An 11,471-nucleotide genomic window follows, 5' to 3' on the forward strand; every position below is an offset into this window, starting at 1 on the left:
TCATCGTGGTCTGGGCGCAAGCAGTTGATAACGTAAGAATTTTCAGTAATCGAGCATCCCCAGAGGTATCTTTGCCATGCAAGTTTCCGTGGAATCCCCCAGCGCGATCGAGCGCAAGATCACCGTCGAAGTGCCGGCGGAGCGCATCGACCAGGAAGTCGAGCAGCGCCTCAAGTCCATGTCCGGCCGCGTGCGCATCGACGGGTTCCGTCCCGGCAAGGTGCCCTTCAAGGTGGTGAAGCAGCGTTTCGGCAAGGAGGTCTTCAACGAGGTGGTGGGCTACGTGCTGCAGGCCACCTTCCAGGAGGCGGTGGTGCAGGAGAAGCTGCGCCCGGCCGGCAGCCCCGAGATCGAGTCCATGGACGCCCAGCCCGGCAAGCCGCTGTCCTACGTGGCGAAGTTCGAGGTCTACCCGGAGTTCGAGGTGGCCGCGGTGGACGCCCTGGAGGTGACCCGCCCGGTGGCCGAGGTGACCGAGGCCGATATCGACAAGATGATCGACAACCTGCGCCAGCAGCGCAAGGAATTCATCGCCGTGGAGCGCGCCTCGCAGAACGGTGACCGCATCACCATCGACTACGAGGGCTTCATCGACGGTGAGGCCTTCGAGGGTGGCAAGGCGGAGAACGCCCCGGTCGAACTCGGCAGCGGTCGCCTGATCGAGTCGCTGGAGAGCCAGCTCGTCGGCCTCAAGCCCGGCGAGGAGAAGACCCTGGATGTGAAGTTCCCGGACGATTACCACGCCGAGCAGCTCAAGGGGAAGGACACCCAGTTCAAGATCAAGGTGAAGGAAGTGGCCGAGCCGCAGCTGCCGGAGGTCACGGATGAGTTCATCCAGCAGTTCGGTATCACCGAGGGCGGGATCGAGGCCTTCCGTACCGAGGTGCGCAAGAACATGGAGCGTGAGCTGGAGCAGGCGATCAGCGGCCGGATCAAGCAGCAGGTGATGGACGGCCTGTTCGACAGCAACGACGTGCCCATGCCCGAGGCCCTGGTGAAGGAAGAGATCCAGCGCATGCGCGAGCAGACCACCGCGCAGATGGGCGGCGCGCAGGGCGTGAACCCCGCCATGTTCCCGGACGAACTGTTCGAGGGCGAGGCCCGCAAGCGCGTGAGCCTTGGCCTCATCATCGGCGAGGTCGTGCGCAGGAATGACATCAAGCTGGATCGTGATAAGGTGGAGGCGAAGATCAAGGAGTTCGCCGCCAGCTACGAGGATCCGGAGCAGGTCGAGCAGTTCTACCGCAGCAACCGCCAGGCCATGAACGGCCTGGAGGCCATGGTGCTGGAAGAGCAGGTGGTCGACTGGGTGCTCGGCAAGGCGAAGGTCTCGGAAGAGAAGACGGACTTCGACAGCCTCATGAACCCGCAGAAAGGAGCCGAATAAGCCATGAATGACTTCCTCAAGGGTGGTGCCGGCGCGCTCGACACCCGGGCGCTGAACCTGGTGCCCATGGTGGTGGAGCAGACGGCGCGCGGCGAGCGTGCCTACGACATCTATTCGCGCCTGCTCAAGGAACGCGTGGTGTTCATCGTCGGCCCCATCGAGGACCAGATGGCGAACCTGATCGTGGCCCAGCTCCTGTTCCTGGAATCCGAGAACCCGGACAAGGACATCAACATCTACATCAACTCCCCGGGCGGTTCGGTGACGGCGGGCATGGCGATCTACGACACCATGCAGTTCATCAAGCCGAACGTGAGCACCATGTGCGTCGGCCAGGCGGCCAGCATGGGGGCGGTACTGCTCACCGCGGGCGAGAAGGGCAAGCGCTACTGCCTGCCGCACTCGCGGGTGATGATCCACCAGCCGCTGGGCGGCTTCCAGGGGCAGGCCTCGGACATCGACATCCACGCCCGCGAGATCCTCAAGATCCGTGAGCAGCTCAACATGGTGCTGGCGCGCCACACCGGGCAGCCGGTGGAGCGCATCGCCCAGGATACCGACCGCGACCGCTTCATGAGCGGTGAGGAAGCGGTGGAGTACGGCCTGGTCGACAAGGTCCTGACCGACCGCGGCTAGGCCCGGCGAGGTGGCCGGTCGCCCTGGCGGCCGGCCCCGTCCCACCGCCCGAAAACGGGCAGATTTCCCATCCCTGGACTATCCTTTTCCTCAGGAAAAGCGCGAATTCCCGCGCCGTTTATCGGCTTGCATAATCAGCCCAAAACGGGCAATGTGTAATCAAATCGCATTATTGGGGATTGTCGATGAGCGACGACAAGCACAACGATCAGGACAACGGAAAACTGCTGTACTGTTCCTTCTGCGGGAAGAGCCAGCATGAAGTACGCAAGCTGATCGCCGGACCCTCGGTCTTCATCTGCGACGAATGCGTCGAACTCTGCAATGACATCATTCGCGAGGAGATGCAGGAGCAGACCACGACCGCGGGCAACAAGCTGCCCAAGCCCCACGAGATCCGCGCCATCCTCGACGAGTACGTGATCGGCCAGGACCGCGCCAAGAAGGTGCTGTCGGTGGCCGTGTACAACCACTATAAGCGCCTGGAATCCCGCGGCGCCAAGGACGAGGTGGAGCTGGCCAAGAGCAACATCCTGCTGATCGGTCCGACCGGCTCCGGCAAGACCCTGCTGGCCGAGACCCTCGCGCGCCTGCTCAACGTGCCGTTCACCATCGCCGATGCCACCACGCTGACCGAGGCCGGCTACGTGGGCGAGGATGTGGAGAACATCATCCAGAAGCTGCTGCAGAAGTGCGACTACGATGTGGAGAAGGCCCAGACGGGCATCGTCTACATCGACGAGATCGACAAGATCTCGCGCAAGTCCGACAACCCCTCGATCACCCGTGACGTCTCGGGCGAGGGCGTGCAGCAGGCGCTGCTCAAGCTGATCGAGGGCACCGTCGCCTCGGTGCCGCCGCAGGGCGGTCGCAAGCATCCCCAGCAGGAGTTCCTGCAGGTGGATACCTCGAACATCCTGTTCATCGTCGGCGGCGCCTTCGCCGGTCTCGACAAGGTGATCCTGGATCGCACCGAGAAGAGCGGCATCGGCTTCTCGGCCGAGGTGAAGAGCAAGTCGCAGAAGCGCCCGGTGGGGCAGGTGCTGCACGAGGTGGAGCCGGAAGACCTGATTCGCTACGGCCTGATCCCCGAGTTCGTGGGACGCCTGCCGGTGGTCGCCACCCTCGAGGAACTCGACGAAGAGGCCCTGGTGCGCATCCTCAGCGAGCCCAAGAATGCGCTCACCAAGCAGTACCAGAAGCTCTTCGACATGGAGGGCGTGGAGCTGGAGTTCCGCGACGATGCGCTGCATGGCATCGCCCGCAAGGCGATGGAGCGCAAGACCGGCGCCCGTGGTCTGCGCACCATCCTCGAGCACGTCCTGCTCGACACCATGTACGACCTGCCGTCGGCTGAGGACGTGAGCCGCGTGGTCGTGGACGAGGCGGTGATCCGCGGCGACGCGAAGCCCTACCTCATCTACGAGGGCGCGGAGTACCAGCAGAAGGCAGCGGCAGACTGAGTCTGGGGCCCGTCCGGCCCTTGGCGGGTCGGGCCGCCCGGCGTTCTCCTGCGCCGGCTTGAAATGACGTCTGTCGGCCCCATCTTATGGGACATGTCTCCACCCGGAGGCCAGGGCCCATACCGATCCCGGTTCGATATGACGACGTGCCTGACCATCCGGCCCCGCGACGATGCGTCGTCGGCGGCCGCCCGGATTCACCTCACGTCTTGATGAGGACATTGCATGACTGACCAGACCAATACCCCCGAAACCACGACCGCCGCCACCGGCCAGGTGCCGGTGCTGCCCCTGCGCGACGTCGTGGTCTATCCCCACATGGTGATACCGCTGTTCGTGGGACGGGAAAAATCCATCAAGGCGCTGGACGCCGCCATGGCCAGCGACAAGCAGATCCTGCTGGTCGCCCAGCAGAGCGCCGAGGTCGACGACCCGGGTCCGGACGAGGTCCATCGCATCGGCACCCTGTCCACCATCCTGCAGCTGCTCAAGCTCCCGGACGGCACCATCAAGGTGCTGGTGGAGGGGGGCGACCGCGCGCGCATCGACCGGCTGATCGAGGTCGACGACTACTTCGCCGCCGAGCTGAGCGTGCTGCCGGCCGGCCTGGGCGAGGACGAGCGCGAGGTCGAGGTGCTGTCGCGTTCGGTGATGAATCTCTTCGACCAGTACGTGAAACTGAACAAGAAGGTGCCGCCGGAGATCCTCACCTCCCTGGCCGGTATCGAGGACCCGGCACGCCTGGCCGACACCATCGCCGCGCACATGTCGCTCAAGATCGAGGAGAAGCAGAAGGTCCTCGAGATCGAGAGCGTGCGCGACCGGCTCGAGCACCTGATGGGCCTGATCGAGGGCGAGATCGACCTGCTGCAGATCGAGAAGCGCATCCGCGGCCGCGTCAAGCAGCAGATGGAGAAGAGCCAGCGCGAGTACTACCTGAATGAGCAGATGAAGGCCATTCAGAAGGAACTCGGCGACATGGAAGAGGGCCCCAACGAGCTCGAGGAGCTGGCCCGCAAGATCGAGACCGTGGGCATGCCCAAGGACGTGAAGGCCAAGGCCACCGCCGAGCTCAACAAGCTGAAGATGATGTCGCCCATGTCGGCCGAGGCCACCGTGGTGCGCAACTACGTCGACTGGCTGGTGGGCGTGCCGTGGAAGAAGAAGACCAAGGTGCGACACGACCTGTCCCGCGCCCAGGCGGTGCTGGACGAGGATCACTATGGCCTGGAGAAGGTCAAGGAGCGCATCCTCGAGTACCTCGCCGTGCAGCAGCGCGTGAAGAAGCTCAAGGGGCCGATCCTGTGCCTGGTCGGGCCGCCCGGTGTGGGCAAGACCTCGCTGGGGCGTTCCATCGCCCGCGCCACCAACCGCAAGTTCACCCGCATGGCCCTGGGTGGCGTGCGGGACGAGGCCGAGATCCGCGGTCACCGCCGCACCTACATCGGTGCGCTGCCGGGCAAGATCGTCCAGAACCTGTCCAAGGTGGGCGTGCGTAACCCGCTGTTTCTGCTCGATGAAATCGACAAGATGGCGATGGATTTCCGCGGCGATCCCGCCTCGGCCCTGCTCGAGGTGCTGGACCCCGAACAGAACCACACCTTTGGCGATCACTACCTGGAGGTGGATTTCGACCTCTCCGACGTGATGTTCGTGGCCACGGCCAACAGCATGAACATCCCGGGGCCGCTGCTGGACCGCATGGAGGTGATTCGTCTGCCGGGCTACACCGAGGACGAGAAGGCGAACATCGCCATGCGCTACCTCGTGCCCAAGCAGGTCAAGAACAACGGCGTGAAGGAAGGCGAGCTGGAGATCACCGAGGATGCGGTGCGTTCCATCATCCGCCACTACACTCGCGAGGCGGGCGTGCGCAGCCTGGAGCGCGAGATCTCCAAGCTGTGTCGCAAGGTGGTGAAGAACCAGCTGCTGGATCACAGCAAGGACAAGATCGTCATCACCGCCGACAACATCAACGACTACCTGGGGGTGCAGCGCTTCCGTTATGGCCGCGCCGAGGACAAGGACCAGGTCGGCCAGGTGACCGGTCTGGCCTGGACCGAGGTCGGTGGCGAGCTGCTCACCATCGAGGTGACCACCATGCCGGGGAAGGGGCAGCCGCCGATCCTCACCGGCCAGCTGGGCGACGTGATGAAGGAGTCGATCCAGGCGGCCCGCACGGTGGTGCGCTCGCGCGCGGCGGTGCTGGGCATTGCCGACGACTACTTCGACAAGCACGACATCCACTTCCACGTGCCCGAGGGCGCCACGCCCAAGGACGGCCCGAGTGCCGGTATCGGCATGTGCACGGCACTGGTCTCGGCCATCACCGGCATCCCGGTGCGCGCCGAGGTGGCGATGACCGGCGAGATCACGCTGCGTGGCGAGGTGCTGCCCATCGGCGGGCTCAAGGAAAAGCTGCTGGCGGCCCATCGCGGCGGCATCACCACGGTCGTGATCCCGGAGGAAAACGAGAAGGATCTGGCGGAAATTCCGGAGAACATCAAGGAAAAGCTCGACATCCGGCCGGTAAAGTGGATCGACCAGGTCCTGGAGATCGCCCTGGCCCGCATGCCGGAGCCGCGTACCGAGGACGTGGTCAAGGATGCGCCGGTGCGCAAGGAAAAGGCCGCGAAGAGTGCCAAAAAGGGCGGTGTCCGCCATCATTGAGCGGGTGTGACCGTCATCCCGATCGGGGCCCTGGCAGCGCCAGGGCCCTTGTTTTTCGCGGTTTGCGTCACGGGGGCTTTGTTGACAGCTTTCGAAGGCGCTTGGTATAAAGACCGGGCTTTTTCGCCGTACTACCGGCGAGGTTGGCTTGGGGAACAACTCACTATCCACCGCGAGACATTCGTCCGCCTGTCCGGTCCGGGACTGTGCACCCGGCGGCGCTGGACGATTCGAGTACCTGCCACGCACGTGGCCCTGAAAAATCGATTACAAGACTAAAGGAACCGATAATGAACAAATCCGAACTGATTGATGCGATCGCGAGCAATGCCAATCTGTCCAAGGCCGATGCCGGCCGTGCACTGGACGGTTTCATCGAGGCCGTGACCACCGCCATGAAGGGCGACGACCAGGTCACCATCGTGGGCTTTGGCACCTTCCTCGTGCGTTCCCGTGATGCGCGCACCGGTCGCAACCCGCGCACCGGCGAAAGCATCCAGATCCCGGCATCGAAAGTTCCGAGCTTCAAGGCTGGCAAAGCCCTGAAGGATGCCGTAAACTAGCGCCCTTTCTCGGCGCGGGTGCTTAGCTCAGTTGGTAGAGCGTCGCCCTTACAAGGCGAATGTCGGGAGTTCGAGCCTCTCAGCACCCACCAAAGAAAAAAGGTTTAGGAGCGGTAGTTCAGCTGGTTAGAATACCGGCCTGTCACGCCGGGGGTCGCGGGTTCGAGTCCCGTCCGCTCCGCCAAGATGGATTAAGGGCGCCTGGCGCGCCCTTATTCTTTGCCCGCAGGGAAGTCGGGCATCGCACGTTACCCCACGTGCTGGATACAAACACTCTGGAGCGGTAGTTCAGCTGGTTAGAATACCGGCCTGTCACGCCGGGGGTCGCGGGTTCGAGTCCCGTCCGCTCCGCCATCTTCGAAAAACGCCTCTTCCGCATGGAAGGGGCGTTTTTTTTCGTCCCTGGATTTCTTGCCCGTGACGCGGTCATGATAGCCAAAATCCGGTATCATCCGGCTTTCGTCTCGCGAAACAACCAGACAACACGGATTGCCCACACATGCTGTTACGTATACACGATCTCGCCAAGGGCTGGATTGCCTATGTCATCTTCGGCCTGCTGATCCTGACCTTCGCCCTCTGGGGTATTCACTCCTATATCGGTGGCGGGGGTGAGCGTTATGTCGCCGAGGTCAACGGCGAGATCATTACCCAGCGCGAGTTCCGTAACATCGTACAGACCGAGCGCGAGAACCTGCGCCAGATGTTCGGCGGCCAGCTGCCTGCCGACCTGGTGAGCGACGAGATGATCCGCGAGCGGGCCCTGGAATCGGCCATCGCCCGCAAGCTCATCGAGCAGATGCTGGCGACCTACGGCTTTGCCGTGAGTGATGCCGAGGTGCTGGCCCACATCCGCAGCCAACCCTTCTTCCAGGAAGAAGGACGCTTCAGCCCCCAGCGCTACGAGAACATCCTCAAGCAGCAGCAGATTGCCAAGGGCAGCTACGAGGCCTCGGTGCGTGAGCAGCTGCGCATGGAGCAGCTGCGACAGGGCGTGGCGGAAACGGCCTTCGTCACGCCGGCCGTGCGTGACGACTTGGTGCGCCTCAAGCGCCAGGAGCGCGAGTTGACCTATGCCCTGATTTCGCTGGAGCAGTTCCGCGCCGGATTCGAGCCGGACGAGGCCGAGATCCGCGCCTATTATGAGGCCAATCCGCAGGCCTTCATGAGCCCGGAGCGCGTACGCATCGACTACGTCATCCTCGACGAGCAGCGCCTGCGCGAGGAGGTGGCGGCCACCGAAGAAGACCTGCGTGCCTACTATCAGTCCAATCTGGATGCCTACATCACGCCGGAGACCCGGCGCGCGGCCCACATCCTCGTACCGGTGGAAGAGGGTGACGCGGAAGCGGCCCGCGCCCGCGCCGAGGCGCTGGTCGAGCGTATCCGGGCAGGGGAGTCCTTTGCCGACGTGGCTCGCGAGGCCTCTGCCGACAGCCTTTCGGCCCAGGCCGGCGGCGATCTGGGGTTCCTCGCCCGTGGCGACATGGAACCCGCCTTCGAGGACGTGCTGTTCGTGCTGGAGCAGGGACAGGTCAGCGCACCGGTGCGTACCGAGCTCGGCTGGCAGATCCTCACCGTCACCGAGATCGAGCCCGCCCAGCAGCGGCCCTTTGCCGAGGTGCGCGAGGCGATCGAGAGGGAATATCGCCTGCGCGAGGCCGAGGACCGTTTCTTCGTGCTCACCGAGCGCCTGCGCACCGCGAGCTTCGAGCAGCAGGACAGCCTGACGCCGGCCGCCGCCGCCATCGGCGCCGAGCTGCAGACCAGCGACTGGTTCACCCTGGATGAAGGCAGTGGTTTCGCCGCGGATGCCATGATCCGTCGCACCGCCTTCAGCCAGCGCGTGCTCGATGCCGGCCAGAACAGCGACCTGCTGGAACTCGCCGACGGTCGCCTGGCGGTACTGCGGGTGGCGGCGCACGAGCCTTCGGCACCGCGTCCCTTCGAGGCCGTGCGGGACGAGGCACGTGCCATGCTGGTGGAAGCGGGCGCGCGTGACCGCGTGCGCGAGCTTGGCCGTACGGCGCTGGTCCGCCTGCAGGAGGGAGCGACGCTCGAGGCGGCGGTACGCGGCATCCCGGCCACGCTGGAGCGCCCGGGCTTTGTTGCGCGTGATGCGGCCGAGGGTGTGCCTCCCGCCCTGCTGCGGCGTGCCTTTACCCTCACCCGGCCCGATACGGACGGGCAGAGCGTGGATGGTCTGCAGCTCGCCTCCGGCGACTATGCCCTGCTCGTGGTCTCGGCAGTGCGCGACGGCAGCGGCGACCAGGCGCATCAGGCCCGCTATGCCCTGGAGCAGCAGCGTGCCCGTGCCTCGCTCGAATTCGATGCCTTCTACGGTGCGCTGGAGTCCCGCGCCGAGATCCAGATCTATCGGGAAAACCTCGAATAGCTGACGGGGTGGCGGCATGCGTCTGAAACTGCACTGGCAGATCCTGATTGCCCTGGTACTCGCGGTCGTCGCGGGTCTGGTGGCGGGGGACGAGGGGCGGTTTCTCGGTGTGCGTGCCTATGCCGTATTCGACTTCGTCGGCACCCTGTTTCTCAATGCCCTGAAGATGATCATCGTGCCGCTGGTGGTCTCCTCGATCATCGTCGGCATCAGCGGGGCGGGGGAACAGGGCGGCTTCGGGCGCCTGGGGATCAAGACACTGGCCTATTATCTGGCCACCTCCACGCTGGCCATCCTTGTCGGTCTGTTGCTGGTGAATCTGCTGCAGCCGGGCATCGTCGATGGGGCCCCGGCCCAGGAGAGCCTGGGACTGGCCTCGGAGGAAGTGGCAGGCGAGATCGCCAGCAAGGTCGAGGGCAAGGACGCCACCGATGTGGTCGATGTCTTCAAGCGCATGCTGCCGCCCAATATCGTGGAGGCGGCGGCGGACAACGGCCAGCTGCTCGGCGTCATCGTCTTCGCCCTCCTCTTCGGTTTCTTCATGACCCGCCTGGTCTCGCCCCGCGGTGACGCCCTGCGCCAGTTCTGGCAGGACGTATTCGACGTGATGATGATGATCACCAACTTCGTCATGAAGTTTGCCCCCATCGGTGTCTTCGCCCTGGTGGCCAAGGTGGTGGCGGATACGGGCTTCGAGGTCTTCCAGTCGGTGGCCCTGTTCGCTATCACGGTGATCCTTGCCCTGGCAGTGCATGTCTTCATCGTCATGCCGCTCATCCTGGGGCTGGTCGGGCGGGTCAATCCGCTGCGCCATTACCGTGCCATGGCACCGGCCCTGCTCACGGCCTTTTCCACCGCCTCTTCCTCCGCCACGCTGCCGCTCACCATGGACTGCGTGGAAAAAAACGCCGGTGTCTCCAACCGCGTGAGCAGTTTCGTGCTGCCGCTGGGGGCGACGGTGAACATGGACGGCACGGCCCTGTATGAATGCGTGGCCGTGATCTTCATCGCCCAGGCCTTTGGCGTCGATCTCTCGCTTACCCAGCAACTGCTTATCGTGGTGCTGGCCCTGCTCACCTCGATCGGTGTGGCCGGCGTGCCTTCGGCAAGCCTGGTCGCCATCGTGGTGATTCTCTCGGTGTTCGGCATACCGCTGGAGGCCATCGGTCTCATCTATGCCGTGGATCGCGTGCTCGACATGCTGCGTACCAGTGTGAACGTCTTCGGTGATTCCTGCGGGGCCGTGGTGATCGCCCGCAGCGAGGGCGAGACGGAGATCCTCAAGGCCTGATGGGCCGCTGGTAACAGGACAAAAAAAGACCGCTTCGTCACCGAAGCGGCCTTTTTCGTCTGATGTCCCGGGCGGTCAGTAGCCGGTCATGCCGATGGTGTTGAACCCGCCGTCGACATAGGTGATCTCGCCGGTGATGCCGGAGGCGAGGTCGGAGCAGAGGAAGGCGGCGGCGTTGCCGACATCCTCGATGGTGACGTTTCGGCGCAGCGGGGCATTGGCCTCGACGTGATCCAGCATCTTGCGGAAGTCGCCGATGCCGGCCGCCGCCAGGGTGCGGATGGGGCCGGCGGAGATGCCGTTGACGCGGGTGCCTTCCGGACCCAGCGTGTAGGCCAGGTAACGCACGTTGGCCTCGAGGCTGGCCTTGGCCAGGCCCATCACGTTGTAGTTGGGCACGGCACGCACCGCGCCCAGGTAGCTCAGGGTGAGCAGGGCGCCGCTGCGGCCCTGCATCATCTGGCGCCCGGCCTTGGCCAGGGCGGCGAAACTGTAGGAACTGACGTCGTGGGCGGTGCGAAAGCCCTCGCGGGTGACGTTGTCGAGGAAGTCGCCCTCGAGCTGTTCCTTGGGGGCGAAGGCCACCGAGTGCACGATGACGTCCAGGTGATCCCAGTAATCGTCGAGGTGTTCGAAGACGGCCTCGATCTGCTCGTCACTGGAGACGTCGCAGGGCACGATGATCTCCGAGCCGCAGTCGGCGGCGATCTGGTCCACGCGGTCCTTGAGCCGTTCGTTCTGGTAGGTGAACGCCAGTTCGGCGCCCTCGCGCTGCATGGCCTTGGCGATGCCATAGGCGATCGAGCGGTTGCTGGCCACGCCCACGATCAGGACGCGTTTGCCGGACAGGAAGCCCATCGGTTCATTCCTCCAAAGATCGACAAGGTTCTGGCGCAGGGGGCCTGTGGTACCCGTCCGTGAACGGTGTCGGCAATGCCCCGGCGCCTGACCGGCCGGGTCGGCTGATGGATCATTGTATGTGGATTCCGTCGCCGGCATCAACGCCGCGGGCCGCTTGCGCCCGCGACGGTGATTCCATACCCTCGGGGTTTGCGCCCGCGCCATC

The 11,471-nt window shown here is 64.4% G+C and carries 8 protein-coding genes and 3 tRNA genes; 10 read left to right on the top strand and 1 reads right to left on the bottom strand.

The genetic code is table 11. The features are described from left to right. The first annotated feature begins 76 nt into the window (after positions 1-76). From HUJ28_02915 to HUJ28_02960, 10 genes are all read left to right on the top strand, one after another. Entirely contained in the window at positions 77-1,387 is a 1,311-nt protein-coding gene (locus HUJ28_02915; GenBank protein ID MBD3618402.1) for a trigger factor, read from the top strand. 3 nt (positions 1,388-1,390) lie between these two features. Next, entirely contained in the window at positions 1,391-2,023 is a 633-nt protein-coding gene (clpP, locus tag HUJ28_02920) for an ATP-dependent Clp endopeptidase proteolytic subunit ClpP (GenBank protein MBD3618403.1), read from the top strand. A gap of 185 nt (positions 2,024-2,208) precedes the next feature. Next, complete coding sequence (gene clpX, locus HUJ28_02925) at positions 2,209-3,486, top strand: ATP-dependent Clp protease ATP-binding subunit ClpX (GenBank protein ID MBD3618404.1); 1,278 nt, start codon at positions 2,209-2,211, stop codon at positions 3,484-3,486. 225 nt (positions 3,487-3,711) lie between these two features. Next, positions 3,712-6,156 (top strand): endopeptidase La, encoded by a 2,445-nt coding sequence (gene lon / locus HUJ28_02930; protein ID MBD3618405.1) that lies wholly within the window; start codon positions 3,712-3,714, stop codon positions 6,154-6,156. A gap of 290 nt (positions 6,157-6,446) precedes the next feature. After that, the gene (locus tag HUJ28_02935; GenBank protein ID MBD3618406.1) at positions 6,447-6,719 is read left to right on the top strand and encodes an HU family DNA-binding protein; all 273 of its coding nucleotides are present in this window, start codon (positions 6,447-6,449) and stop codon (positions 6,717-6,719) included. A 16-nt stretch (positions 6,720-6,735) separates the two neighbouring features. Next, positions 6,736-6,811, top strand: a tRNA-Val gene (locus HUJ28_02940). A 15-nt stretch (positions 6,812-6,826) separates the two neighbouring features. Beyond that, positions 6,827-6,903: transfer RNA gene (locus HUJ28_02945), tRNA-Asp, on the top strand. Positions 6,904-6,996: 93 nt separating this feature from the next. Then, positions 6,997-7,073, top strand: a tRNA-Asp gene (locus HUJ28_02950). Between the two features lie 145 nt (positions 7,074-7,218). After that, positions 7,219-9,114: a SurA N-terminal domain-containing protein gene (locus tag HUJ28_02955; GenBank protein MBD3618407.1), complete on the top strand. Its 1,896-nt coding sequence runs from the start codon at positions 7,219-7,221 to the stop codon at positions 9,112-9,114. Positions 9,115-9,130: 16 nt separating this feature from the next. Continuing rightward, positions 9,131-10,405: a dicarboxylate/amino acid:cation symporter gene (locus HUJ28_02960; protein MBD3618408.1), complete on the top strand. Its 1,275-nt coding sequence runs from the start codon at positions 9,131-9,133 to the stop codon at positions 10,403-10,405. Positions 10,406-10,480: 75 nt separating this feature from the next. Here the strand turns inward: HUJ28_02960 and HUJ28_02965 are convergent, their stop codons facing one another. Next, a complete protein-coding gene (locus tag HUJ28_02965; GenBank protein MBD3618409.1) occupies positions 10,481-11,263 on the bottom strand; it encodes an enoyl-ACP reductase in 783 nt (260 codons plus the stop codon). Positions 11,264-11,471: the final 208 nt, after the last annotated feature.

The sequence above is a fragment of the Chromatiales bacterium genome, from assembly GCA_014762505.1.
In the GTDB taxonomy this organism is placed as follows: domain Bacteria; phylum Pseudomonadota; class Gammaproteobacteria; order SpSt-1174; family SpSt-1174; genus SpSt-1174.

Coding starts and splice junctions, on each gene's coding strand:
- HUJ28_02935 (MBD3618406.1), top strand. CDS start 6,447: ATGAACAAATCCGAACTGATTGATGCGATCGCGAGCAATGCCAATCTG.
- lon (MBD3618405.1), top strand. CDS start 3,712: ATGACTGACCAGACCAATACCCCCGAAACCACGACCGCCGCCACCGGC.
- HUJ28_02960 (MBD3618408.1), top strand. CDS start 9,131: ATGCGTCTGAAACTGCACTGGCAGATCCTGATTGCCCTGGTACTCGCG.
- HUJ28_02955 (MBD3618407.1), top strand. CDS start 7,219: ATGCTGTTACGTATACACGATCTCGCCAAGGGCTGGATTGCCTATGTC.
- HUJ28_02915 (MBD3618402.1), top strand. CDS start 77: ATGCAAGTTTCCGTGGAATCCCCCAGCGCGATCGAGCGCAAGATCACC.
- HUJ28_02965 (MBD3618409.1), bottom strand. CDS start 11,263: ATGGGCTTCCTGTCCGGCAAACGCGTCCTGATCGTGGGCGTGGCCAGC.
- clpP (MBD3618403.1), top strand. CDS start 1,391: ATGAATGACTTCCTCAAGGGTGGTGCCGGCGCGCTCGACACCCGGGCG.
- clpX (MBD3618404.1), top strand. CDS start 2,209: ATGAGCGACGACAAGCACAACGATCAGGACAACGGAAAACTGCTGTAC.